At 54.7% G+C, this 23,507-nt stretch carries 25 protein-coding genes; 9 read left to right on the top strand and 16 right to left on the bottom strand.

Annotated elements, in window-relative coordinates; all coding sequences use genetic code 11:
• Positions 1–30 precede the first annotated feature (30 nt).
• Positions 31–798, top strand: a complete 768-nt coding sequence (locus tag AAIG39_RS00860; protein ID WP_090082144.1) for an SDR family NAD(P)-dependent oxidoreductase — start codon at positions 31–33, stop codon at positions 796–798.
• A 108-nt stretch (positions 799–906) separates the two neighbouring features.
• On the opposite strand, the gene AAIG39_RS00865 is transcribed toward AAIG39_RS00860, so the two are convergent.
• The 4 genes from AAIG39_RS00865 to AAIG39_RS00880 are packed head-to-tail and all read right to left on the bottom strand — an operon-like array spanning position 907 to position 3,877.
• Complete coding sequence (locus AAIG39_RS00865; RefSeq protein ID WP_090082146.1) at positions 907–1,668, bottom strand: amino acid ABC transporter ATP-binding protein; 762 nt, start codon at positions 1,666–1,668, stop codon at positions 907–909.
• A complete protein-coding gene (locus AAIG39_RS00870; RefSeq protein WP_090082149.1) occupies positions 1,661–2,326 on the bottom strand; it encodes an amino acid ABC transporter permease in 666 nt (221 codons plus the stop codon). The genes AAIG39_RS00865 and AAIG39_RS00870 overlap by 8 nt, the downstream gene beginning before the upstream one ends.
• A gap of 14 nt (positions 2,327–2,340) precedes the next feature.
• Positions 2,341–2,982, bottom strand: coding sequence for an amino acid ABC transporter permease (locus tag AAIG39_RS00875; protein WP_047371366.1), 642 nt, complete (start codon positions 2,980–2,982; stop codon positions 2,341–2,343).
• Between the two features lie 46 nt (positions 2,983–3,028).
• Positions 3,029–3,877, bottom strand: a complete 849-nt coding sequence (locus AAIG39_RS00880) for a transporter substrate-binding domain-containing protein (protein WP_041852217.1) — start codon at positions 3,875–3,877, stop codon at positions 3,029–3,031.
• Positions 3,878–4,110: 233 nt separating this feature from the next.
• On the opposite strand from AAIG39_RS00880, the gene pdxR reads away from it, so the two are divergent.
• The 3 genes from pdxR to AAIG39_RS00895 all read left to right on the top strand — a co-directional run bounded on the left by pdxR (position 4,111) and on the right by AAIG39_RS00895 (position 7,081).
• Positions 4,111–5,574, top strand: coding sequence for a MocR-like pyridoxine biosynthesis transcription factor PdxR (gene pdxR, locus AAIG39_RS00885; protein ID WP_090082152.1), 1,464 nt, complete (start codon positions 4,111–4,113; stop codon positions 5,572–5,574).
• 71 nt (positions 5,575–5,645) lie between these two features.
• Entirely contained in the window at positions 5,646–6,764 is a 1,119-nt protein-coding gene (locus tag AAIG39_RS00890; protein WP_090082155.1) for a YbdK family carboxylate-amine ligase, read from the top strand.
• Positions 6,765–6,835: 71 nt separating this feature from the next.
• A complete protein-coding gene (locus AAIG39_RS00895) occupies positions 6,836–7,081 on the top strand; it encodes a DUF1158 domain-containing protein (protein WP_047371369.1) in 246 nt (81 codons plus the stop codon).
• 160 nt (positions 7,082–7,241) lie between these two features.
• Here AAIG39_RS00895 and AAIG39_RS00900 read toward each other — a convergent pair whose 3' ends face one another.
• Together AAIG39_RS00900 and AAIG39_RS00905 are read right to left on the bottom strand one after the other, a co-directional pair.
• Positions 7,242–7,583 (bottom strand): RamA family antibiotic efflux transcriptional regulator, encoded by a 342-nt coding sequence (locus AAIG39_RS00900; protein WP_047371371.1) that lies wholly within the window; start codon positions 7,581–7,583, stop codon positions 7,242–7,244.
• 36 nt (positions 7,584–7,619) lie between these two features.
• A complete protein-coding gene (locus tag AAIG39_RS00905; protein ID WP_343192981.1) occupies positions 7,620–8,720 on the bottom strand; it encodes an MBL fold metallo-hydrolase in 1,101 nt (366 codons plus the stop codon).
• Between the two features lie 202 nt (positions 8,721–8,922).
• On the opposite strand from AAIG39_RS00905, the gene AAIG39_RS00910 reads away from it, so the two are divergent.
• From AAIG39_RS00910 to AAIG39_RS00920, 3 genes are all read left to right on the top strand, one after another.
• On the top strand, positions 8,923–9,513 hold the full coding sequence (locus AAIG39_RS00910; protein WP_090082159.1) for a TetR/AcrR family transcriptional regulator: 591 nt from the start codon (positions 8,923–8,925) through the stop codon (positions 9,511–9,513).
• On the top strand, positions 9,503–9,871 hold the full coding sequence (locus AAIG39_RS00915) for an MmcQ/YjbR family DNA-binding protein (protein WP_090082162.1): 369 nt from the start codon (positions 9,503–9,505) through the stop codon (positions 9,869–9,871). The genes AAIG39_RS00910 and AAIG39_RS00915 overlap by 11 nt, the downstream gene beginning before the upstream one ends.
• A gap of 62 nt (positions 9,872–9,933) precedes the next feature.
• The gene (locus AAIG39_RS00920) at positions 9,934–10,731 is read left to right on the top strand and encodes a PhzF family phenazine biosynthesis protein (RefSeq protein WP_343192982.1); all 798 of its coding nucleotides are present in this window, start codon (positions 9,934–9,936) and stop codon (positions 10,729–10,731) included.
• Between the two features lie 7 nt (positions 10,732–10,738).
• On the opposite strand, the gene AAIG39_RS00925 is transcribed toward AAIG39_RS00920, so the two are convergent.
• Positions 10,739–11,611 carry a helix-turn-helix transcriptional regulator gene (locus AAIG39_RS00925; protein WP_343192983.1) on the bottom strand — a complete coding sequence of 291 codons (873 nt, stop codon included), beginning with the start codon at positions 11,609–11,611 and terminating at the stop codon, positions 10,739–10,741.
• Between the two features lie 107 nt (positions 11,612–11,718).
• Here AAIG39_RS00925 and AAIG39_RS00930 point away from each other — a divergent pair, with 107 nt between their 5' ends.
• The gene (locus AAIG39_RS00930) at positions 11,719–13,140 is read left to right on the top strand and encodes an MFS transporter (RefSeq protein WP_090082168.1); all 1,422 of its coding nucleotides are present in this window, start codon (positions 11,719–11,721) and stop codon (positions 13,138–13,140) included.
• A 5-nt stretch (positions 13,141–13,145) separates the two neighbouring features.
• Here the strand turns inward: AAIG39_RS00930 and AAIG39_RS00935 are convergent, their stop codons facing one another.
• The 6 genes from AAIG39_RS00935 to pheP all read right to left on the bottom strand — a co-directional run bounded on the left by AAIG39_RS00935 (position 13,146) and on the right by pheP (position 20,286).
• The gene (locus tag AAIG39_RS00935) at positions 13,146–14,015 is read right to left on the bottom strand and encodes a DMT family transporter (protein ID WP_090082170.1); all 870 of its coding nucleotides are present in this window, start codon (positions 14,013–14,015) and stop codon (positions 13,146–13,148) included.
• A gap of 64 nt (positions 14,016–14,079) precedes the next feature.
• Complete coding sequence (locus AAIG39_RS00940; RefSeq protein ID WP_090082173.1) at positions 14,080–15,060, bottom strand: LacI family DNA-binding transcriptional regulator; 981 nt, start codon at positions 15,058–15,060, stop codon at positions 14,080–14,082.
• A gap of 201 nt (positions 15,061–15,261) precedes the next feature.
• On the bottom strand, positions 15,262–16,410 hold the full coding sequence (locus AAIG39_RS00945) for a Gfo/Idh/MocA family protein (RefSeq protein WP_343192984.1): 1,149 nt from the start codon (positions 16,408–16,410) through the stop codon (positions 15,262–15,264).
• Complete coding sequence (locus tag AAIG39_RS00950; protein WP_343192985.1) at positions 16,407–17,471, bottom strand: sugar phosphate isomerase/epimerase family protein; 1,065 nt, start codon at positions 17,469–17,471, stop codon at positions 16,407–16,409. Before AAIG39_RS00950 ends, AAIG39_RS00945 begins: the two co-directional genes overlap by 4 nt.
• Positions 17,472–17,486: 15 nt before the next feature.
• Entirely contained in the window at positions 17,487–18,725 is a 1,239-nt protein-coding gene (locus AAIG39_RS00955) for an MFS transporter (RefSeq protein ID WP_343192986.1), read from the bottom strand.
• Between the two features lie 163 nt (positions 18,726–18,888).
• The gene (gene pheP, locus AAIG39_RS00960) at positions 18,889–20,286 is read right to left on the bottom strand and encodes a phenylalanine transporter (RefSeq protein WP_090082208.1); all 1,398 of its coding nucleotides are present in this window, start codon (positions 20,284–20,286) and stop codon (positions 18,889–18,891) included.
• A gap of 491 nt (positions 20,287–20,777) precedes the next feature.
• Here pheP and AAIG39_RS00965 point away from each other — a divergent pair, with 491 nt between their 5' ends.
• A complete protein-coding gene (locus AAIG39_RS00965) occupies positions 20,778–21,248 on the top strand; it encodes a helix-turn-helix domain-containing protein (protein ID WP_249568750.1) in 471 nt (156 codons plus the stop codon).
• A 35-nt stretch (positions 21,249–21,283) separates the two neighbouring features.
• On the opposite strand, the gene AAIG39_RS00970 is transcribed toward AAIG39_RS00965, so the two are convergent.
• From AAIG39_RS00970 to AAIG39_RS00980, 3 genes are all read right to left on the bottom strand, one after another.
• On the bottom strand, positions 21,284–21,733 hold the full coding sequence (locus AAIG39_RS00970) for a GNAT family N-acetyltransferase (protein WP_343192987.1): 450 nt from the start codon (positions 21,731–21,733) through the stop codon (positions 21,284–21,286).
• Positions 21,734–21,812: 79 nt separating this feature from the next.
• Positions 21,813–22,679: an ABC transporter permease gene (locus AAIG39_RS00975; RefSeq protein WP_090082213.1), complete on the bottom strand. Its 867-nt coding sequence runs from the start codon at positions 22,677–22,679 to the stop codon at positions 21,813–21,815.
• Positions 22,651–23,493: an ABC transporter ATP-binding protein gene (locus AAIG39_RS00980; protein ID WP_249568751.1), complete on the bottom strand. Its 843-nt coding sequence runs from the start codon at positions 23,491–23,493 to the stop codon at positions 22,651–22,653. Before AAIG39_RS00980 ends, AAIG39_RS00975 begins: the two co-directional genes overlap by 29 nt.
• Positions 23,494–23,507 lie beyond the last annotated feature (14 nt).

Raw genomic sequence — 23,507 nt, forward strand, 5'->3', positions numbered from 1 at the left:
TGGCGAAAGAAACCAGCACAGGAGAGAGAGATGACAACAGCAAAGAAAGTGGTCTTTATTACTGGCGCGACATCCGGGTTCGGCGAAGCCGCCGCACGGGTCTTTGCCAAAGCAGGTTGGTCGCTGGTATTGAGCGGACGCCGCCTGGCACGTCTTGAGGCGTTGCAGGATTCGCTTTCGGCAGATGTCCCCGTGCACATTATTGAGCTGGACGTACGCGATAAAGATGCCGTGAAGCAGGCCGTTGCCGCGCTTCCACCCGCGTTCGCCGATATCACCACGCTTATCAATAACGCCGGGCTGGCACTGTCACCCCAGCCCGCACAAAACGTTGAGCTGCAAGACTGGCAGACCATGATTGATACCAATGTTACCGGGCTGGTCAATGTGACCCACGCGCTGCTGCCCACGCTGATTCAGCATGGCGCAGGGGCAAGTATCATCAATATTGGTTCGATCGCCGGGCAGTGGCCCTATCCGGGCAGCCACGTTTATGGTGCAACCAAAGCCTTTGTGAAGCAGTTTAGCTATAACCTGCGCTGCGATTTACTGGGTACGGGCGTGCGGGTGACCGACCTCGCGCCGGGTATTGCGGAAACGGAATTCACGCTGGTTCGCACCAAAGGGGATCAGGCGGCATCCGATAACTTATACCGTGGCACCACGCCGCTCAGCGCACAGGATATCGCCGAACAGATGTTCTACATCGCTACGCTGCCGGACCATATGAATATTAACCGGGTGGAAGTGATGCCGGTGCGCCAGGCCTGGCAGCCGTTTGCCATTGACAGAGATTAATCGGTCACGGGGCCATGAGTAACCCGGATAAGGTGCGTTAAGCACCGTATCCGGGATTTGCGTTCCCCGGTGACGCTATGTTTACCGGGGTAACGACAGGGAGGAAAATTAGCGGCTGGATTGCAAGAACTTACGTACCCGATCCGAATCCGGATTAGTAAAGAATTTCTCTGGTGATGCCTTCTCAATCAGTAAGCCTTTCTCCAAAAACACCACCTCATCTGACACCTGGCGGGCAAAGTCCATCTCGTGCGTCACCACCACCATCGTATAACCTTCGGCGGCGAGGTTTTTCATTACCCCCAGAACCTCATTGACCAGTTCAGGATCCAGCGCCGAGGTCGGTTCATCAAACAAAATCACCTCCGGCGACATCGCCAGCGAACGGGCAATCGCCACACGCTGTTTCTGCCCACCGGAGAGGGTAATCGGATAGACATCCGTTTTATGGCTCATCCCGACCTTCTCTAACTGGCGGCGACCAATTTCATCGGCCGCGTCCCGCTTCATGCCTTTTACGTGGATCAGCGCTTCGGTCACGTTTTGCAGTACCGTCAGATGCGGCCACAAATTAAAACTCTGGAACACCATCCCCACGCGTTCGCGGATTTTTGACAGATCTTTGTGCGACATCGGCTTGCCCGAGGCGTCATCCACGCCAAGCCGCTGACCACTGATACGGACTTCGCCGCGATCGGGCTGCTCCAGCCAGTTCATACAGCGCAACAAGGTCGATTTTCCCGAACCGGAAGAACCGAGAATACTGACCACCGTGCCCTTCTCCACCGTCAGGTTGATATCACGTAATACTTCAATGTTATCAAACTGCTTGGACAGGTTCTTAACGCTAACCGCACTTTGTTCAGGCATGGGTCATTCCTCTCTTATTTCCATATTGGCTTAGTCGTTTAATCAGCAATTCAAGTAAAATACTGATGCCCCAGTACAGCGCTATGGCGACGATAAAGGCATTAAACGGAATAAAATACGTTGACTGCACGCTATTCGCGGCGGCGGTGATCTCCTGTACGGTAATAATGCACAGGAAAGCCGTGTCTTTCAGACAGATAATTAACTGGTTGCCCATCAGCGGCAGCGCAGAGGAGAAAATATTGGGCAGGATGATACGCTGAAAAATTTTATAGCGAGAAAAACCCTGCGACACAGCGGCTTCGATATAACCCGCAGAAAATATACGACGCTGGCTGCGTAATATTTCAAAGAAATAGGCACCATGATAAATTACCAGCGCCAGAAGGCCGGCAGTCCAGGCTTCCATACTAATACCCAACTGCGGCAGACCGTAATAAAGTAAATAGGCCAGAATCAAAAAGGGAACAGCGCGCATCAGGCTGACAAACGCAATAATTATTCTGTCAATAACGCGATTTTGGTATTCCATAATGTAGCACAGCACTATGCCGATAAATAAACCGACAACTGCTGCAATAATAAACAACTCAAGCGTTGAAAGCAGGCCATTGAAAAAACTCTCGCGTGCTGACCAGACAATACTCCACTGACTCATATACCCTCCTGCTTTTATCGCGCCAGGCGCTTCGCTTTACGTTCCGCCATGCCCTGCAATTTCAGCAACAAGCCGATAATGATGACGTAGAGCAATCCCGCCGCCAGAATGGGAGACAGGGGTTCATAGGTCACCGAAGAGATGCGGTTGGTGACACGGGTCAGATCGACCACGCCGATTATCGCTATCGCCGGGCTGCCTTTGATCAGAAACGACATCTCATTGACCAGCGCAGGCAGGCTTTCAATCCACATTTGCGGCAGCATGATGTAACGAAAATAGGTCCAGCGCCGCATACCGACAGATTCGGCGGCCTCACGCTGTTCGCGAGGGAAGTTACGAAATGCGTTACGCCAGATTTCGGCATTAAATGCGGAGGTATTAAGCGTTAATGCCACAATCGCCGCCGCTGTTTTATCCAGGTTTATCCCAAGCGTCGGCAGCGATAAGAACAGGAACAGTACCAGCGTCACCAACGGTGTAGCGCGCGCCAGACTGATATAGACCACCAGCGCCTGGTCGACGACCGGGATTTTCATCATACGAATAAAGGCGATCACCAGACCGATAACCACCCCGAACGCGATAGCCACGCCCGAAATCCAGAGGGTCGTCCATGCGCCTTCAATTAATAACTGCCATGCCATTGAATCCATGGTGCCCCCCTTCTTTAACTGGCGGCGGTTGCCCGCCGCAATGAACTTATAAGCCTGCTAACTTGTGAAACTGATCGGCACTGGTGATCGGCTCTTTCGGCAGATCGTAGGTTTCGCCGAACCATTTTTTCTGCAGCTCAGCCAGCTTGCCGGTTTCGGTCATGTGATTCATAAATTTGGTCATGAATGCCAGTAATTCCGGGGAGCTTTTGGAGATTGGCCATGCCATATAGCCAGGGCCAGAGACCGGCAGCCCCTTGGCAAAGACTTTTGGCTTCGCTTTCACCAGGTCGTTGACGGAGATAACCACGTTAATCACGTAATCGACGCGTTTGTTGGCGAGGTCAGCATAGGCTTCCGGGTAAGATTGATATTCCACAACCGGGCCAAGTTTACCGCCGACTTTCTCCAGCATCGCTTTCAGTTCTGGCAGACGTGCCAGCAATGCGCTACCCGCCTGAACGCCTACTTTTTTACCGCTCAAATCAGCAATGGTATTTAATGTTTTGTCATCCGCACGTTTTACAAAATAATGTTGTGCAGAGGCCCATGGCGGCGTGAAATTAAAAACATTAAGACGTTCATCGGTAATCACCGCGCCGGTTAAGGCCATATCGTATTGCCCGGTAGACACGGCAGCGAGCAGGCCTGTCCAGGGTAAAATACTTTGGTTGATATTGAATTTTGCGTATTTACGCAACTCGTCGAGCATATCCTTGTTAAACCCTTCCGATTTACCATCTTTCATAAAGTTAAACGGTGCATAGTCATCTTCGGTCGCCACTTTCAATGTGCCAGACTTTTCGATTTCCGGTAAATCCGCTGCGACTGCGTGTAAAGAAAAAGCCAAAGTGAACATGGCTGCAAGACAATATTTGCCGAATACTTTTTTCATTTCTCTACCCTTAATTAAATATGCCAGAAAGGTTCATCCCAGACATGCTGGAACCATTGCAATAAATATGCCGACTGCGTTTCTTGACCGCTCTTTTGTGACTGCGTTTTTACAATAGGGAGCCTTTTTGCTTTCTGAATAGAGCCAGTTTCGGCAAATGAATGTGTCAGATAACGGGAAGCTGGTATGGAATTTGCTCAAATATATTCAGGTCTTTTCCAGCGGAGTGCGTCATGATTCGTCACCTTTTGCATGTCAATTTTGATGGTCAGCGTGGTTTACAGGAACAGGTGCGTGAATCGCTGATAAACGCCATCCTGAGCGGTATTTTTCCGGCAGACACCCCTCTTCCCTCATGTCGCCAACTCGCTGGTCAGCTTAATGTTTCTCGCAATACCACGGCGCTGGTATTTGAAAGTCTGGTTAACGAAGGGTATCTGGTCAGCCGCCCACGCAGCGGGTACTACCTGCACCCGGATTACTACCATGCCGGTCAAAACGTGTCGCAGAGTGCACCTGAATGCGAAAGCGCTGCACCACGATGGAGCAACCGCCTGCAAATCACGCCCAGCCAGCAGGAATCTATTCTCAAACCCGCTGGCTGGATGCACTATCGTTACCCGTTTATTTACGGCCAGCCAGATACGCAACAGTTCCCCCTCGCCTTCTGGCGCGCTGCGGCAAACTGGCTGCACGGCGGCGTACGTGACCCGTCCTGGGTTATCGATCATATCGATCAGGATGTTCCCATGCTGGTTGAGCAGATCCGCACGAGGGTGCTGCCCAAACGCGGTATCGTGGCCGCACCGGACGAAATTCTCATCACGCTGGGTTCACAAAACGCCCTCTATTTGCTGACCCGTCTGTTGATGTCACGACAGACGCGCGTGGCGGTCGAAAACCCGGGATTTCGTGAAGCGATCAATACGTTCCTGCTTAACGATACCCATATCGTTCCCCACCCGGTTGATGAAGAGGGTATTGTGCTGGGTGAAACGCCCTGCGATTACTACTACGTGACGCCGGGCCATCAGGTGCCGACGGGCGTTACCATGAGTAAAGCACGCCGGGTACAGTTGCTCGAATACGCGACCCGGCATGACGCGGTGATCATTGAAGATGACTACGACTCGGAGAGTAACTTTACGCAAAACCCTTTACCGGCGCTGAAAGCCAGCGATCGAAGCGGGCGCGTTATCTATGTCAGCAGCCTGTCAAAAGCGCTCTCACCTGGCCTGCGGCTGGGGTTTATGGTGGCCGCCCCGGAAATCATTGACGAAGCCCGTGCGTTGCGTCGCCTGGTCTATCGCCATCCGCCAACCAACATTCAATATCAGATGGCCCATTTTCTGGCTCAGGGCCATTACGAGACCCACCTGCGCCGCTACCACGAAGACTCCGCGCGCCGCTGGGATACCCTGCATAATGCGCTGCAAACCTTTTTACCCGAATGCAAAACATTCGGCGGCAGCGAGCATGCCAACGCCTTCTGGCTGAGTACACCAAAGCATATCAGCACCCAACAGCTCACCTGGCGCGCGGCCCATGCGGGGGTATTGATTGAACCGGGGGCACGGCATTTTCTTGATGACGCGCCACCAGATAACTATTTCCGTATGGGCTTCCATGCCATTAACCCGGACGCCATTGTGCCGGGCGTGGAAGTACTGCGTGGACAACTGGAACAAATCGGATAGTTCGCGTAAAAGCGGGTTTGGAGGGCATGCCTATACTTATCCAAAACCTCACAAGGAAAGGATAAGACAATATGCCTCTACCCGATTTTCACGTTTCCACCCCTTTTACCCTGGGTATTGAACTTGAGTTGCAGGTCGTTAACCCGCCAGGATACGACCTGAGTCAGGACTCCTCACGACTGATCGATGCGGTAAAAGCGCAGCTCAAAGCCGGTGAGGTCAAGCATGACATCACGCAAAGCATGCTGGAAATTGCGACCGGGGTCTGCCGCGACATCAACCAGGCGTCACACCAGTTTTCTGCCATGCAGCAGATCATTTTGCAGGCGGCAAACGAGCATCATGTACAGATTTGCGGCGGTGGTACGCACCCTTTTCAGAAATGGCAGCGTCAGGAGATCAGCAACGATGAGCGTTATCACCGGACGCTGGAAATGTTCGGCTACCTGATGCAGCAAGCGACAGTTTTCGGCCAGCATGTGCATGTAGGGTGTCCGAGTGGCGATGACGCCATTTACCTTCTCCATGGGTTATCACGCTTTGTGCCGCATTTTATCGCGCTTGGCGCCGCGTCCCCCTATGTGCAGCGAACCGATACCCGTTTCGCCTCATCGCGACTGAATATTTTTTCCTCTTTTCCGGACAATGGCCCCATGCCCTGGGTCAGTAACTGGCAAGAGTTTGAAGGATTATTCCGTCGCCTCAGCTATACCAGCATGATTGAAAGCATTAAGGATTTGCACTGGGATATTCGCCCGAGTCCCCATTTTGGCACTGTCGAGGTGCGGGTAATGGATACACCATTGACCTTATCGCATGCGATTAATGTCACCGGTTTTATTCAGGCTATTGCCCACTGGCTGCTGGCAGAGCGCCCGTTCAAACATCAGGAACGTGATTACCTGCTCTATAAATTCAACCGTTTTCAGGCCTGTCGTTTTGGTCTTGAGGGGATCATCACCGATGTTCATACTGGCGAGCAGCGTAAGATAGCCGACGATATTGAACGGATGCTGGAAAAAGTTGCGCCGTGGGCGGATAAGCTCAATGCGGGCAGCGCTATCGCTGAATTGATGAATTTCGTCAAACGAGGGAAAAGCGAATCGCAACTGATGCGCGACTTTGTTGCCGACGGCGGTTCGCTGATTGGGCTGGTGCAAAAACATACCGAGATTTGGGCGGCGGGCTAGAACAGTACCGGGAGATTGCACCCTTACGCACTTTCCCGGACAATATCGCTTTTAACAACCGATTAACTGTTATGAAGCACCCACTGGAAACATTAACCACCGCGGCAGGTATTCTGCTGATGGCCTTCATCTCGGTCTTGCTGCTACCCGCCCCTTCCCTGGGGCTGGTACTGGCGCAAAAACTGATGGATACCTTCCATTTCCAGGACCTGAATCAGCTCTATACCGTGCTGTTTTGTCTGTGGTTTCTGCTACTTGGCATTATCGAGTTCTTTGTTTTGCGCTTTATCTGGCGCCGCTGGTTTTCACTGGCTTAAGCCGATGAAATCCCGCAGGCCAGGTTCGCTTCCCGCCCGGGCATCCATAACCTGGAGCAGGCGTTTGCGCCGCCGTGCGGGGCATCCCCGTCAGGCGGCGCTTCGCTTACCTGACCTGCCTGTTAGCCCGGATAAGCGCAGCGCCATCCGGGGTTACACGTCAATGCGCTCGTGGATGATTCTCTTTGCGCCAGACACCCGGCGGCTGATTGAAGGTACGGGTAAAGATCCGGGTAAATGTCTGTTGCGAATCAAAGCCATATTTCAGGCAAATATCGTAGACCTTGTCATTGGTATTGAGTAAATCCCGCGCCGCCAGTGACAGTTTGCGTTCGCGAATATAGCGCCCCAGACTTTCACCTTTGTAATGCAAAAACAGCCGTTGCAGATGCCATTTTGAGTACCCGGCATGGCGCGCGATATCATCAATACGCAATGGTTGATGTAAATTGTCGTCGATCCACTCGACGATAGTGTCGATAACCTGAGCGGAAATAGTCATACAGCGCTCCTCCTCTCTGCTCTTCGAAATAAACCGTTATTCCCACCATGCGTGGAAGCTCTGGGCGTTATCCGCCGCATGAACCGCCTCGCCGAGTGTGGGCGTTAACAATCGATACCCTTTGCCGAGGCTTGCCGCCGCCAGACGTTTATAAGGATCGTCCCAGGTATGTTTTGCCAGCACGAATCGTCCGGCGTGGCCCGGCAGTACCGCCCGCGCATTTAACTCCTCCGCTGCTTGCGCCGTTTCCTCCGGCATCATGTGAATGTACTTCCAGTCCTGGTCGTACTGACCGTTTTCAAGGATCGCCAGATCCACCGAACCAAATTGCTCGCCGATGGCCTTAAAGTGCGGCCCATAGCCGGTATCACCGCTGTAATAGAGCGTGCGATCCGGGGTGACGAACATAAAACTCGCCCACAACGTCTGGTTGCGTTTAAGACCGCGCCCTGAAAAGTGGCGCGCTGGCAACACATACACATCCAGCTCACTGCTAAATGTGATTTTCTGCTGCCAGTCCGCTTCCTGGATGATGTCCGGGTTCATGCCCCAGTAACGCAGGTGCGATCCCACGCCCAGCGGGGTGATCACCCGTTTGATTTTTGGCATCAGCCCCCTGATGGTGGCGTAATCCAGGTGGTCGTAGTGGTCATGGGAAATGATCAGCAGATCGATCTCCGGCATGGCCTCCGCCGTCCACGGATAGTCGCCGTCAAAGGCTTTATTCAGAAATGAAAACGGCGCGGCGTAATTGCTCAGCACCGGATCGATAAGAATGCGTTTCCCGGCCAGTTGCAGATACCAGGAGGAGTGACCCAGCCATATCACCGTGTCCTGCTCCAGCGGCAGGCTTGCCAGGTCGGTCTTTACCATCGGTAAGGGTCGCTGCGGGCGCGCATTTTCCCGGCGGGTGGTTAAAAACTCCCATATTGCCGCCAGCATGCTTTTCTGCCCGGTGTAGCTGGGCGTAGGTAACTGGTTATGGAATTCACCGTCCCGGTATTGCGGAGACTGCTCTACCCTGGTCAGTTGCTCGCCCTGTGGGCGCTGACCAAATCCGGCATTTAAAACAAAAGGTAAACTGGCAGCAGACACAATGAGCATAATAAGAACCACGCTTAGTAAGAGACGATTCATACCCTGATCCGAGAAAATGTCCCTTCCGCTGGGACATTGACAATTGAAAGTAGGCTGGACTTGATTATGAGTGAGTAAGCACTCATTATAGAAATGAATAGAAAGTCGTCAAGATGATTTTCAATCTTTGATGTTCAGCGTTGCAGCGTCACAGAGGGCATGGTTCAATCGTGGTTTTTCTTAATGAGAGAGGGAAAGTGTAGTGGCTCGTCCGAAGAGTGAAGATAAGAAAATGGCATTACTGGATGCGGCGGCTGTCGCTATCGCGCAAACCGGCATTGCCGCCTCGACCGCGGTGATTGCCCGTAACGCGGGCGTAGCTGAGGGCACCCTGTTTCGTTATTTCGCCACCAAAGACGATCTGCTTAATGCTCTCTACCTGCATCTCAAATCTGATCTTTGCCAGACCATGATCGACAGCCTCGACCGTTCAGTAAGCGATCCCAAAATACACACCCAGTCCATCTGGAACAGCTATATCGACTGGGGCATCCGTCATCCCTCTGCACATAACGCGATTCGCCAGATTTCGGTGAGCGAAAAAATCACCCCCGAAACGCGCCAGCAGGTTATGGATATGTTCCCTGAGCTGCATGAAATCTGCCACCGCTCGGTGAGGCCTGAATTTCTCTCCGAAGCGCTCTCACCGTTTGGCGATGCCATTTTTCTGACGCTGGCGGAAACCACGATGGAGTTCGCCAGCCGCGATCCGCAAAAAGCAAAAGAGACCAAACGGCTGGGCTTTGAAGCGATGTGGCGCGCGCTCACCGTGGATAGCAGTGATGGACAGTAAAACGCTGCAGGAGACCGCACGTCGTATTGCGCTGGAGCTGCCGTTCACTGAACTTTGCTGGCCGTTTGGCCCGGAACACGACATATTCAAAGTTGGCGGCAAAATTTTCATGATGACCACCACCGCCCATGGCCGGCCCATGGTGACCCTGAAATCAGATCCGCAAAAATCCCTGCTTAATCAACAGATTTATCGCAGCATTACGCCCGGTTATCACATGAATAAAAAGCACTGGATCTCGATTTTTGCCGGCGATGATATCACCGAAGATCTGCTCGTCGATCTGATTAACGACTCGCGGGATCTTGTGGTCAATACGCTGGCGAAAAAAGATCAGCAACGCCTGCGTCCACGCTGACTGTTCGGAAAACGTAAAACGCGCTACCGTAGCGTTTTGCTTTTCTGACAGGAGTACGCGCAGTGGAGCTTGAGATTTACCAGGTTGATGCTTTCAGTACACGCCCTTTTTCCGGTAATCCGGCGGGCGTGTGCATTACTCCCCAGGGTCTTGAAACCACAGTCATGCAGCAGATAGCGGCGGAGATGGCTGTATCCGAGACCGCATTTCTGGCACTTGATGACTACCGCCTGCGCTGGTTTACCCCCAGGGCAGAGGTCGACTTATGCGGTCATGGCACGCTCGCCACAGCCCATATTCTTCGCCAGACCGGGCAGCTTGCCGTTGGTGAAAGTGTTATCTTCACTACCCTCTCCGGGCCGCTTAAAGCCACCGCCAGCCCTGACGCTATCGAACTGGATTTCCCGCTCTTAGTGCCGGATATGCGCTTTACCCCGGACGACGCCTTGCTGGATGCGCTGGGTCTCGACGCGAGCCATGTCTCTGCCTGCGGAAAGTTTGGCCCCAAAGTGATGATGGTGGTGGATGACGCGCAGGTAGTTGAACAACTCAAACCCAGGTTTCAGGCGCTTGGCGCGCTGCCCGGGCGGGGCGTGGCTATTACCGCTCCGGGTTCTGGTAAATATGATTTTATCTCTCGCTACTTCGCGCCGTGGGTGGGAGTGAATGAAGATCCCGTGACCGGCTCCGCACATTGCGCGCTGGCAGCATACTGGGGAGCACGTCTGGATAAACATAGCCTCTGTGCATGGCAGGCCTCGCCGCGTGGCGGCGAATTGCACATTGCGCTTACCTCAGAAGGCAGGGTAGCGCTGGCAGGCCAGTCGCATACGGTTCTGGCTGGCACGCTCTATCTTTGAAAAACCGTTAGCCGTGCTCCGCCAGCCATGCCAGCGCCTTCTCACCCTGCTCATCTATCGGTAAATAGACCAGCAGTCGCGAACCATTACGCGGCGCTGAAAACCAGTACATCTGCTGCAAAGAAAATTCGCCCAACTCGGGATGAGTAAAGGTTTTCAACTGATTCTCTACGCCTCGCACGTCATAGTGCTTATGCCATAGCGAGGCAAACTCTTCCGATACCGCGCAAAAGCGCGCCAGCTTCGCTTCCCACAGCGGATCGCCCCGGTGCTCCGCCATTGCCGCGCGGAAATAGGCAACAAATGTCGGCAGCACGCTCTCTTTACGCCCGATACGGCTGCGCCACGTCGGATTCGTCAGATAGAGATAGATACAATTGCGCTCATCTTCTGGTAATTGGTGAAAATCTACGCCCATCATCCGCGAAAACGCTTCATTCCACGCCACAATATCAAAATTGGGCTTTTGAATACTGGCCGGTTGTGGCAACAGGCTATCGAGCATTTTACGCGCCCCGACGCTGATGCCTTCACACTGCGGCACGGAGGGCGTCTCCGCAGGCGTCAGTCCCGCCAGCAAAAAAAGATGACGGGTTTCAGTTGCTGAACACTCCAGCGCACTGGCGATCGCCTGCATCACGCTGGCAGACGGATTCACGTCCCTCCCCTGCTCCAGCCAGGTATACCAGGTCACGCCAACATCCGCGAGTAACGCCACCTCTTCACGCCGTAAGCCTGGTGTACGACGCCGCCCGCTGCGCGGCAGGCCAAGACGCTGCGGATCAAGGCTTTCCCGGCGGGAGCGTAAAAAAGCGCCGAGCTGTTTTCGGTTCTCATCCTGTACGCTCAACAGAGGGGCTCGTTCCGACATCAGGCTCATAAAACCTCCAGCATGGTAGTGCCAGTACCAGTATAAGCAAGAACTGGTACCCGTTTTAAGTATCAGCGATGCTACGTCTATCCGATGAATGACGCAATGGAGTTACCATGAATACGTCAGTTGTTTCACCCGGTCGTGCGGGCTTGTTGTTACTGTTGACCGGGCAGATGCTGCCGATGATCGATACTTCGATCACTAACGTCGCCCTCGATTCCATCACGTTATCGCTGCATACCAATACGACGCAACTCTCCCTGATTGTGGCGCTGTATGGCGTTGCGTTTGCCGTCTGCCTGGCGATGGGCAGCAAACTGGGCGATAACTTTGGCCGCCGTAAAATGTTTTTGTGGGGTGTAGCGCTGTTCGGTATCGCCTCTCTGCTGTGCGGTGTTGCAAATTCCATCACCGCCCTGCTCGCGGCGCGTACCCTGCAAGGCATGAGCGCGGCGCTGATCATGCCGCAAATTCTCGCAACGCTGCATGTGACCCTCAAAGGCCCGGCCCATGCCCGCGCTATCAGCCTGTACGGTGGTATTGGTGGCGTGGCGTTTATTATCGGACAGATGGGGGGCGGCTGGCTGGTGTCGGCAAATATTGCCGGGCTCGGCTGGCGAAACGCCTTTTTTATTAACGTGCCCATCAGCCTGCTGGTGCTGGCATTAAGCCATCGTTATGTCCCGGAAACCCGTAATGAAACCCCCACGCGCATTGACTGGCAGGGCACATTCGCGCTGGCGCTCATCTTATGTTGCCTGCTCTTCCCGCTCTCTCTCAGCCCGGATTTAGGCTGGCCGTGGCAAAGCCAGGCGGCATTACTGGCGATAATTCCGCTAACGCTCTGGATGCGCGCTGGCGCACTGCGTCAGGAACGACAAGGATTGCATCCGCTGATGCCCCCGCGCTTACTCAAACTACCCAGCATTCGTTTCGGCCTGTTGATTGCGTTGCTGTTTTTCTGCGCCTGGTCCGGCTTTATGTTCTGCATGGCGCTCACCTTACAGGCAGGTGTCGGGATGGCGCCGTGGCAATCCGGCAACAGCTTCGTGGTATTAGGATTGGCCTACTTCGCCTCGGCCTGTTATGCACCGAAACTGATCGCCCGTCACAGCCTGCGAACCATTCTGCTAAGCGGCATTGCGGTGCAAATAAGCGGCCTGGTAGCTCTGTTTGCCACGATCGGGTTGACTCACGGCCATCTCAACGCCATAAACCTTGCACCGTCCACCGCGCTTATTGGTTACGGCCAGGCGCTGATCGTGAACAGTTTTTACCGTATCGGGATGCGTGATATCGCCACCCAGGACGCTGGGGCAGGCAGTGCGATTCTCAGCACCCTGCAACAGGCCACCCTGGGACTTGGCCCGGCAGTGCTCGGCGGGCTGTTTTTGCATCTGCTCAACCTCACCCGGGGCAATTACAACGAAGCGCTGGGCGGGTTTTTAGTGGCAGAAATCGTGATGATGCTGCTGCTTGCCGTCGCCGCGATTGGCGCGCGTCAGCAGCTCGCGCCACGCTGCCCGGCAAACTAAGGCGATCACCTTTTTGACGGCAGGCGTGCCACCAGTCGCCAGCGAAACCAGAGTTGCGCGACCAGAATCAGCACGCCGCCGATGATTTTTTGCAGCGGCAGGCGTTCGCTGTACCAGATCGCGGCAACGATCACCGTCAATAGCGGTTCAAGTACCATAATGATGGCGGCGCTGGCAACGGCGGCATATTTCTGCCCTTGCAGTTGCAGACCAAAGCGCAGACTGGTGGCAATGAGAATACTGGCCACCAGCCACAGTGCAGTGGTGGCAGTAAACGGCTGCGTCCAGTGTTCGAAGAAAAGTGAGATCAACACCCCCGCCAGCCCCGTCACCGCCAGTTGAACCGCAGTGAGCGGGAGGAGCGGGACGTCGCCGGCAATGCGGCTGGTGTAGCAAAACGAAATGGATTGCACAAAAGCGGTCAACAGGAACCAGCCCTGGCTGGGATGGAAGACAATCGGTGTATGCAGACTGAGTAATGCCAGGCCAATAAAGGCAAGCGGCAGGCATTCCCAGTACGCACGAGCCGGACGCACCCCCATCATGCCCCAGGCGACCAGCGGCACAAACAGCATCGAGAGGCTCATGATAAACGCCCCTTCGCCCAGCGATGGTGTTGTCGATACTGACCAAATCCACAGGCACAGGTTGAGCGCCATCCACAGGCCGCTGATCAACACCTGCCGCAGTTTTGCCAGCGCTATACGCTGCCCCCGACAAAACGGTAGCAACACCAGTGCCGCACCTAAAAAACGCAGCCCCAAAAAGGCAAAGACCGGCATGCCGGATATGGCTTCGCGGGAAAAGATCCAGCCACAGGCCGCAATCATGGTGGTGATGACCAGGAACAGTTCAGCTTGACGTTGCCGGTTCATTGGCAAAGCTCCCAACATATAAAAAGCCAGCGAAAAGGCTGGCAAAAAAATCACATCACTCTAATCAGGCGCTGGCCCGGGAAATATACTGCCAGTCCATCATAATCCGCTCTGCCGGGGCCTCGGGGTTATCTATTTTATTGAGCAGTAACCCCACGGCTTTGCGGCCAATCTCTTTTGACGGTTGATAGACGGTCGTCAGCGGTGGCGTAACCATTTCTGCCAGCTCTGTGCCATCAAACCCGACCACTGCAATGTCCTGTGGCATTTTCAGTCCGGCTTCATGGATAGCCAGTACGGCCCCCGCCGCGAGAGTATCCGACACGGCAAATACCGCATCGGGACGTTCACTGTGGCGCAGCAAAGCCTGCATGGCGGCTTTCCCGGCGCTAAAACTCAGGTCGCTTGCGTACTCAACGACCGCATAATCGCACTGGTGTGCGTTAAGTCCGCTGTGGTAGCCCTCTTCACGCGAGCGGGCATATTTATAGCTGAGATCGTGGTTAATCAGCGCGATACGCTGACAGCCGCGCGCCAGTAACTGGTCAATCACACATTGCGCCGCACCAACATCGTTAATGCCCACACAGGAGACATCGCCGTCATCGGCATATTCCGCGCACTGCACCCAGGGGGCGCTACCAATAAGCGTCGCCAGCTCCGGCAATCTTGAGGAGGCGTCCATCGTAATAATGCCGTCGACAATTTTCCCGGAAAGCAGGTTCAGCGCCGAGCGGGAGCGCTCCATGTCCGAACCGGTATTGCACAGCAGAATACGAAAACCGTTTTTCTCCGCTTCCTCTTCAATCCCTTTCACCACCTCGGCACAAAACGGGTTGGCGATATTGGAAACCAGCACCAGAATCATTGAGCTGCGGGCGGTACGAAGCTGGCGCGCCAGCAGGTTCGGCTGATAGTTGCTTTCGGCAATAGCTTTGAGCACGCGCTCGCGGTTTTTAGCTTTAACGGATTCACTGTTATTGAGCACGCGCGAAACGGTCGCGACGGAAACGCCAGCCAGCCTGGCGATTTTTTGAATGGACATAACGTCGATATTTCCTGCGGTTAGCGTCTGGCTAGCAGGCTACCACAACGTCGGATGGCATGCACGACGCACACCGGGCGCCGAAGGCAACCCCGGAAGGCGTATGGGGCGCCAGGTTTGTCCTGGATGCGGCGACGCCTTATCCGGGCTACGCACTGCCCTGGTCGGGTAAACAAAGCGCCCCCGCCAGGGCAACCCGTATCAATAGGCGACTGTCACCCACTTTTGCTGCTGATGGCTTTGTAAAATGGCATCGATAATAAACATCACGTTGGCACCGTCGTAAAACGAGGCAAATCGGGCCTCGTCACGCGCAGGCATTTTCCCGTCCTGTACCGCACGATAGAAATTCAGCATCATATTTTTAAACGCATCCGGCCAGCCTTCGATATGCCCCCCCGGGAAATGGGCGCTGGCGGCGACATCCGGCGACATCAGCCCTGGGTCATCGGTCAGTATCTGGTTAGGCTGCTGGCGATGGCCAATCCACAGTTGCTGTGGCACTTCCTGGTCCCAACCCAGTGAGCACTCACTACCGTTTACTTCAAAACTCAGGCGATTTTTCCGCCCCGCACTCACCTGCGACACGCTAAAGCAGCCCTTACTGCCGTCATCAAAACGTACCAGCACCGATCCGGCATCCTCGGTGGTGACAGATTTATCTTCCAGCTCTGCCCCCGGCTGCCCATAGGTAAAGGTTGCGACCTCGCGGCTGGCTTTGCGTGTCGGCCAGACAATAGAGAGATCTGCCATCACCTGAGTAATGCGCCGCCCGGTCACAAACTGCAGGGTATCGCACCAGTGCGAGCCGATATCGGCTACCGCCCGCGATGGGCCGCCGGATGCCGCGTCCACACGCCAGTTATAGTCCGTTTCCAGCAGCATCCAGTCCTGCAGATAGCTGCCGTAGACGGAAAAGAGCCGCCCCAGACGCCCGGACTGACGCAAACTCGCCGCCTGCTGAACCATCGCAAACTGGCGATAGACAAAACTGACGCCGTGTACCACCTTTGCCTGCTCTGCCAGCGCCACCAGTTCTCGCGCCTCTTCGGCCGTCATGCACAGCGGTTTTTCTGAAAACAGATGCTTTCCGGCCCGCAAAACCTGGCGGTTTATATCCGCATGTAAATGGTTGGGCGTGCAGTTATGCACCACCTGTAACCCCGGATGCGCCAGCAGCGCCTCCACATTGTTATACGCATGCGGTACGCCGAGCTGCCGCGCCTTTTGCTGGGCGTCCGCCAGCTTCGCATCACACAGCGCCACCACCTCAACAAAGCCCAGCCGCCGAATAGCTTCAATATGCGCCGGGCCGATAAACCCGCTGCCGATAATCCCGACCTGAATCATTCCACACTCCCCAGCCCTAACATATTGCGCACGCTGCGCTGGTCTTCTTGCCCGGCGGCAAAATCATCAAACGCATGTTCCGACACAGGAATAATGTGACGGCGAATGAACTCACTTCCTTCCCGCGCGCCAGCCTCCCCCGCTTTCAGACAGCACTCCCACTCCAGCACCGCCCAGCCGTCATAACCGTACTGCGTGAGCTTGCTGAACACCGCGCCAAAATCAATTTGTCCGTCGCCCGGCGAACGAAAACGGCCAGGCCTGTCGACCCAGCTTTGATAGCCGCCATACACGCCACTGCGGCCCTCCTTCCGGTACTCCGCATCCTTGACATGGAATGCCTTAATCCGCTCATGGTAAATATCGATAAAGGCCAGATAATCAATCTGTTGAAGATGAAGATGGCTTGGATCATAAAGAATATTGCAGCGTGGGTGGTTGTCTACGCCATCAAGAAAACGTTCAAAGGTGACGCCATCATGCAGGTCTTCACCGGGGTGTATTTCATAGCACAGGTCCACACCCTGCTCATCAAAGCAGTCCAGCACGGGCCGCCAGCGGCGGGCCAGTTCAGCAAATGCCTCTTTAAACAACAGGGCATTGTGGGGCGGCCACGGGTAGAGATAAGGCCAGGCCAGCGCGCCGGAAAAGGTCGCATGGGCGCGTAACCCGAGGTTATTTGAGGCCCGCGCCGCCTGATATAACGTTTCTGTCGCCCAGGCCTGACGCGCCAACGGATTTCCACGCAGCGATGCGGGGGCGAAGCCGTCAAACGCCGCGTCATAGGCCGGATGCACCGCAACGAGTTGCCCTTCAAGATGGGTAGAAAGCTCGCTAATCACCAGGCCGCGCTCCGCCAGCACGCCGCGCACATCATCACAATAACTCTGGCTTTGCGCCGCCAGTCCGACATCAAAAATCGTCGGGTGGTTACAGGGAATTTGCAGCGCCTTGTAGCCCAGCGCTGCCGCCCAGTCAGCCAGCCCTTCCAGCGTATTAAACGGCGACTGCTCCCCAATGAATTGCGCCAGAAAAATCCCCGGCCCCTGAATGGTTTTCATAGCACCTCCCACAGCTTATGCGTGCTCCTGGTCGTTGTATTTAAAAGAAAGAAGGAAAATCAGCGCGATAACGGCTGCGGCAATTGCCGGGATCCACCAAAAGCTCACCCACGCCTGCGGCAACGTCTGACCGGCGACAAGGCGGTTGTACAGCGCGCCGGAAATTTGCGAGCCCAGCAGCATGCCAATGCCATAGGTAAACATCACAATCATGCTCTGCGCCTGGCCTTTTACCTTCTCGCCCGCTACGCGGTCGGTATAGATAAAGCCGACGACAAAGAAGAAGTCGTAACAGACTCCGTGTAACAAAATGCCAAGATAGAGCAGGAACCGCCCCTCCTCACTTACACCGAGAGCAAAGAAAGCATAACGCACAAACCAGGCGCACATGCCGATAAGCAGCATGTACTTCACGCCAAGACGGCGAAACAGCAGCGGGATCACCAGCATAAAGAAGATTTCAGACATCTGGCCGAAGGACATGGCGGTACTCACATCCGCCACGCCCGCATCCGCCAGATAAGAGGCGGTATAAGCGTAATAAGTACCGAGCGGAACGGAAATCAGCATGGCGCAGAGCGAGAAGACGAAGAAGTGACGGGTTTTCAGCAAAGCAAACGCGTCCGCGCAGAATAGATCGCGCATGGCAACGAGCAGTCCTTTAGCCGGCGCCGGCGTATGCGGTAACGTCAGGCTATAGAGCGCCAGCGCCACGGAGCAGATTGCCGCCACCTGGAAAATGGTCACGCTGGAGGAAATGCCTGTCACGCCGATAAAGATGCCCGCCACAATCCAGCCAATGGTGCCGAACACACGTACCACCGGGAAGGTCTTATCGATATTGCTCAGACTGTGGAACGCAATATTGTTGGTCAGCGCAAGCGTAGGCATATAGCACAGCGTATAGCCAAATAGCAGGGCAATTAGCATGGCGCCGTTTTCCGCCACCAGAGCCTGCGGCACAAACATCAAAATCGCGGCCCCGGCCAGGTGCATCACCGCCATCACTTTCTGCGAGGCGAAGAATCGGTCCACCAGCATGCCAAGTACGAACGGTGACAGAATGGAGGCGATAGGCCCGGCGGAAAATGCGTCGCCAATCAGCAGCGACATATTGTGCCGGGTCATTACCAGACCGAGCGTGACTGACCAGCTCCCCCAGATAAAAAACTGTAAAAACATCATCAGCGACAGCCGCGGAACCAGCAGTCGATGCTGAACGAGATTTCCACTACTTTCGGTTGTTGACACCATTTTTCTGCCTCACCTTTTAAAAGTAATCGATTACAAAAAGCATCAAGAAGAAAAGTAATCGATTACAATTTATTTAGCTTGCACGATGACGCAATTGTGGGAGTTTTATCACGATAAATTTACGCAAGAGAAAATGCCCCGCCGGATCCGGCGGGGCAGAGAGTTACGCGCGTTTTGCAGGACGACGTAGCAGGCGGAAAGCAGCAAACAGGACGAGGATCCACACAGGCAGCAGAATAGCAGACAGTCGCATCCCGTCCATGGTGCACATCAGCACGAGGATCATCAGCATAAAGGCGATACACAGGTAGTTGCCGAAAGGATAGAGCAGCGCCTTAAACTGGGGATCGCGCCCTTTGCGGCGCATCGCGGCGCGGAATTTCAGGTGCGCCAGTGAAATCATGATCCAGTTGAGCAGGAGTGTTGCCACCACCAGCGCCATCAACAGCCCAAAAGCCTCTTTGGGCAGGATATAGTTAACCAGCACCACCAGCGAGGTGATCGCCCCGGAGAGAAGTAATGAGTTCACCGGTACGCCACGACGGCTGACGCGGGTCAGAAATGCGGGCGCATTCCCCTGTACCGACAAACCAAACAGCATACGGCTATTAGAATAGACACCGCTGTTATAGACCGACAGCGACGCCACCAGGATGACAAAATTCAGTGCCGATGCCACGAGATTGCTGTTCAGATTGTGGAAAATCATCACAAACGGACTGCTGTCAGCTTTGATATCGACCCAGGGATAAAGCGCCAGCAGCACGACTAAGGAACCGATATAAAACAGCAGGATGCGATAGACAACCTGGTTGACCGCTTTCGGGATAGTGGTGTGCGGCTCGCTGGCTTCTGCCGCCGTGATCCCAATCAGCTCAAGACCGCCAAAGGAAAACATAATCACCGCAAGTGAGAGGATCAGGCCGTTCCAGCCGGTGGCGAAGAAACCACCGTGAGACCAAAGGTTGTCAAAGCTGGCATTCTCTCCGCCATGACCACCGAACAGCATCCACAGACCAAAGCCGATCATGCCAATGATCGCCAGCACTTTGATAAGCGCAAACCAGAATTCAGTTTCGCCGTACAGACGCACGTTAACCAGGTTTACAGCATTAATAATGATGAAGAAGGCGGCGGCCCAGATCCAGGTAGGGACATCGGGAAACCAGTACTGCATATAGATGCCGGCGGCGGTCAGTTCCGCCATGCCCACCAGCACAAACATCGCCCAGTAGTTCCAGCCGGATAAAAAGCCCGCAAAAGGCCCCCAATATTTGAAGGCAAAATGGGCAAATGAACCGGACACCGGCTCCTCAACCACCATCTCACCAAGCTGGCGCATAATTAAGAAAGCAATAATGCCCGCGACGCCATAGCCCAGCAGCACAGCCGGCCCCGCCATCTGGATTGCCGGACCGATCCCCAGGAACAGCCCGGTACCGATAGCGCCCCCGAGGGCGATTAACTGGATATGGCGGTTTTTCAGTCCTCGTTGTAGCGTCGGCCCCGATTCCGACGCGGTATCCGCTGAGTGCTCAGATACCTTTGACGCGTTTTTCACGTCTTTCCCCTTTTCTCGTTGTCATGAAGCCGCACCTTTTAACATTTACGGCACGGTGTAGCAAGAAAGTCAGGGCTACCAGAAAGTCAGTCGCAGGCGGTCTCGCCATCTCTCTTCCCGGTTAGCCATGCAGGGTTATCGGGGCTGCCACATTTCGCAGAAAGGGTGAACGCGTAAACATAACGTTGTTGCAGGCAAAAACCGGAGGCTTCTCAGACCTTCGGTGTCATTGTCCGTTGCGCTGTTTCCTGGGTTAGCTGCTCGTCTGAGCAGATAACATTCAGAATGGGAAAACCCACCTGGCCTGGTTGTTGCGGCGGAATGAAAACGAAAAAACGCATCACGCATTGTGCTTGAATATCGGAACGTCAAAGAGCAAAGTGGCTCGGCAAGCGGCGTGTCATGCCGCTGTCAGGTTGCTGTCGGGTGCATGTCGTGTCGCTATTTTCACTTTTGGGCGAGGCTGTCATCCTGCTTACCACGGAGACATTATGATGAGTACCAATCGAGTGAAAGAGTTTCGCCTTGCCCGTGCCTGGTCTCAGGAACAGCTCGCGGAAATGGCGGCATTAAGCGTGCGTACCATACAGCGCATTGAAAATCAGGAGCAGCCCAGTCTGGAGACGCTCAGCGCTCTGGCAGCCGTTTTTGAGGTGAGCGTCAGCGAGCTTTCCGGCAACATACAAAGCGAAGGCGATGACGCGCTGGATCAGCGCATCACGCAAGCCAGAAATCAACTGGAGGAAGAAAGCCGCCTTTACCGCTCAGTATTAACCGCAGTGGTGGTCTGCGTTTTACTCTACATCCTTAATCGCACTACCTCGCCAGAGAACATCTGGTCGCTGTGGGTGGCCGCTATCTGGGGCGCCTTACTGGTGGTGCGTGGGCTGCGTATTTTTGTTTTTGGCAATCTGATTGCCGGGTGGCAGAAAAAGCGACTGCAAAAGCTGCTGCGCAAATAAGCGTTACTGCCGCCGCATAGCGCCTGGCCCGAAGCTTACAGGGTCTTGATAAAACACACGGCTTCATCCCTGCCGATATAGGCACCATAATTGTCGGTAACGGTGTAGCCATACTTTTGATAAAACGTCACGGCCTTGTGGTTGACGCGCCGCGTTTCGAGAGTGATTGCACGATAGCCAAGCTCGCTTGCGGCCTCTTCCAGAAAACGCAAAATTGCGCTGCCGACACCCGCTTCGCTACCTGCGGAATACATTCTTTTCAATTCCGCCGTTTCCTGCGTTAACGGGCGAATGGCGCCGCAGCCTATTGCAACACCCTGCGCGTTCCGGGCCAGCGCCCACACTGCCCGCGCGGATTGCAGGTCATCAATATTAAATGAGTGCTTACCGCTGCTACCGGTGATCTGTGCGAGCACGATGGAAAGTTTTTCAATAAGCGCCTGCGAGTCCGCCGAAAACGGATCACCTTTTTCTATGTGGATCATTCTTCCCTCTTACGGTTGGCACAGAGCGCAGGCTCGCCCTCTTCCCCTTTGAGAAGAGGCCAGGAGTGAGGGGAAAACGCTAACGCTGCATTCCCCAGCGCTTAATGGTGATTTTCTCGAGAGTAGCAAACACTACGCCCTCTACCAACAAGCCAATCACAATCACTGTCACCAGCCCGGCGAATACCCTGTCAGTAAACAACTCATTACGGTTCTGGAAAATATACCACCCCAGCCCACCCTGCCCACTTGAGGCGCCAAACACCAGTTCAGCAGCAATCAACGTACGCCAGGCAAACGCCCAGCCAATCTTTAACCCGGAGAGGATCGACGGAAGCGAGGCCGGGATCAAAATGGTCAGCACATAGCGTGGGCCACTCAATCCATAGTTGCGCCCGGCCATGCGCAGCGTTTCCGGCACACCACTGAACCCTGACCAGGTATTGAGCGCAATCGGCCACATCACCGAATGCACCAGCACAAACACCAGGCTGACATTCCCCAGGCCGAACCACAACAGCGCCAGCGGTAACAACGCAATGGCGGGTAATGGGTTAAGCATCGCCGTCAGCGTACTCAGCAGATCGCGACCAAACTGGGTGGTCACCGCCAGAGCGCTCGCCAGTAGCGCCAGTACGCTGCCAATCAAATAGCCCTTTAACAGGGTGCTAAAAGAGTTGACGATCTTCTCGGGCAACTCACCATTACGCATATCCTCTGCCAGCGCGTGCATTGTCTGTACCACGCCGGGTAGCATTAAATCGTTTTGCGTCACCCGCGCCGCCAGCTCCCATAATGCCAGCACCAGTAGCAAAATTAGCGATTTGCGTAGCCATGTTTGATTCCATAATCGCTGGCCCAGCGGCAGCGGCGTCTCAACAGGAAGATCGCGCAGCGGCGCAAGCTCGCGCTCAAATTCAGGACGAATGTAGGGTGGCTGCGACATACGCGCGCTCCTGTTTCTGTTCGGGCCGCGGGTCGCTAGCCGTGGTCGGGAATAACAAATCGTGAATATGACGGGCGGCATGTTGAAACGCTTCGCTGCCGAAGTCATTCAGGGAATATTGATGGCAATTCAGCTCAGCACGCACCCGACCAGGATGCGGCGATAACACCAGAATACGGCTTCCCACCACCAGCGCTTCCTCAATGGAGTGCGTGACAAACAGCAACGTAAAGCGTTCTTCTTCCCACAGGGCGAGCAACTCTTCCTGCATGGTGCGGCGCGTCAGGGCATCCAGTGCGGCAAAGGGTTCATCCATCAGCAGAATACGCGGCTTCATCGCCAGGGCGCGGGCAATCGCCACGCGCTGCTTCATGCCGCCTGACAACATATGCGGCATCACATCGGCAAAATCTGCCAGCCCCACTTTATCCAGAAAATGCAACGCCGTGTCCCGGGCTTGCGCGCGGGTAGCCTTGCGACTTGCCAGCAACGGGAACATCACGTTCTCCAGAACCGTCTTCCAGGGCGGTAACTGATCAAATTCCTGAAACACCATCATCCGCTCCGGACCCGGGGCGCAAATACGTTGCCCTTCCAGCAACATCTCACCGCCGCGCGGGCTGAGAAAGCCGCCTGCCGCCTTTAGCAGGCTCGATTTCCCGCACCCGGATGGCCCGAGCAAAATAAAGCGATCGCCTGGCCAGACATCAAAGCTGACATCATGGGTGGCCCGCACCTGGCGTTCGCGGGTGCGGTATTCAATATCCACATTTCTGACCTGTAGCAGCGGTCCATCGGATGTTGTCTGTGCCATTATTGCCTCCGCCA

This window comes from Phytobacter palmae, from assembly GCF_039409775.1.
GTDB classification, from domain to species: Bacteria; Pseudomonadota; Gammaproteobacteria; order Enterobacterales; family Enterobacteriaceae; genus Phytobacter; species Phytobacter palmae.

Excerpts from the sequence above, each read along its gene's own strand:
- AAIG39_RS00905 (WP_343192981.1), bottom strand. The coding sequence starts at position 8,720 with ATGAATCGTCTCTTACTAAGCGTGGTTCTTATTATGCTCATTGTGTCT.
- AAIG39_RS00935 (WP_090082170.1), bottom strand. The coding sequence starts at position 14,015 with ATGAACCGGCAACGTCAAGCTGAACTGTTCCTGGTCATCACCACCATG.
- AAIG39_RS00975 (WP_090082213.1), bottom strand. The coding sequence starts at position 22,679 with ATGTCGCAGCCACCCTACATTCGTCCTGAATTTGAGCGCGAGCTTGCG.
- AAIG39_RS00955 (WP_343192986.1), bottom strand. The coding sequence starts at position 18,725 with ATGGTGTCAACAACCGAAAGTAGTGGAAATCTCGTTCAGCATCGACTG.
- AAIG39_RS00865 (WP_090082146.1), bottom strand. The coding sequence starts at position 1,668 with ATGCCTGAACAAAGTGCGGTTAGCGTTAAGAACCTGTCCAAGCAGTTT.
- AAIG39_RS00950 (WP_343192985.1), bottom strand. The coding sequence starts at position 17,471 with ATGAAAACCATTCAGGGGCCGGGGATTTTTCTGGCGCAATTCATTGGG.
- AAIG39_RS00900 (WP_047371371.1), bottom strand. The coding sequence starts at position 7,583 with ATGACTATTTCCGCTCAGGTTATCGACACTATCGTCGAGTGGATCGAC.
- AAIG39_RS00890 (WP_090082155.1), top strand. The coding sequence starts at position 5,646 with ATGCCTCTACCCGATTTTCACGTTTCCACCCCTTTTACCCTGGGTATT.
- AAIG39_RS00870 (WP_090082149.1), bottom strand. The coding sequence starts at position 2,326 with ATGAGTCAGTGGAGTATTGTCTGGTCAGCACGCGAGAGTTTTTTCAAT.
- AAIG39_RS00925 (WP_343192983.1), bottom strand. The coding sequence starts at position 11,611 with ATGAGCCTGATGTCGGAACGAGCCCCTCTGTTGAGCGTACAGGATGAG.
- AAIG39_RS00965 (WP_249568750.1), top strand. The coding sequence starts at position 20,778 with ATGATGAGTACCAATCGAGTGAAAGAGTTTCGCCTTGCCCGTGCCTGG.
- AAIG39_RS00970 (WP_343192987.1), bottom strand. The coding sequence starts at position 21,733 with ATGATCCACATAGAAAAAGGTGATCCGTTTTCGGCGGACTCGCAGGCG.
- AAIG39_RS00980 (WP_249568751.1), bottom strand. The coding sequence starts at position 23,493 with ATGGCACAGACAACATCCGATGGACCGCTGCTACAGGTCAGAAATGTG.
- AAIG39_RS00895 (WP_047371369.1), top strand. The coding sequence starts at position 6,836 with ATGAAGCACCCACTGGAAACATTAACCACCGCGGCAGGTATTCTGCTG.
- AAIG39_RS00945 (WP_343192984.1), bottom strand. The coding sequence starts at position 16,410 with ATGATTCAGGTCGGGATTATCGGCAGCGGGTTTATCGGCCCGGCGCAT.
- AAIG39_RS00880 (WP_041852217.1), bottom strand. The coding sequence starts at position 3,877 with ATGAAAAAAGTATTCGGCAAATATTGTCTTGCAGCCATGTTCACTTTG.
- AAIG39_RS00860 (WP_090082144.1), top strand. The coding sequence starts at position 31 with ATGACAACAGCAAAGAAAGTGGTCTTTATTACTGGCGCGACATCCGGG.
- AAIG39_RS00940 (WP_090082173.1), bottom strand. The coding sequence starts at position 15,060 with ATGTCCATTCAAAAAATCGCCAGGCTGGCTGGCGTTTCCGTCGCGACC.
- pdxR (WP_090082152.1), top strand. The coding sequence starts at position 4,111 with ATGATTCGTCACCTTTTGCATGTCAATTTTGATGGTCAGCGTGGTTTA.
- AAIG39_RS00875 (WP_047371366.1), bottom strand. The coding sequence starts at position 2,982 with ATGGATTCAATGGCATGGCAGTTATTAATTGAAGGCGCATGGACGACC.
- AAIG39_RS00930 (WP_090082168.1), top strand. The coding sequence starts at position 11,719 with ATGAATACGTCAGTTGTTTCACCCGGTCGTGCGGGCTTGTTGTTACTG.
- AAIG39_RS00915 (WP_090082162.1), top strand. The coding sequence starts at position 9,503 with ATGGACAGTAAAACGCTGCAGGAGACCGCACGTCGTATTGCGCTGGAG.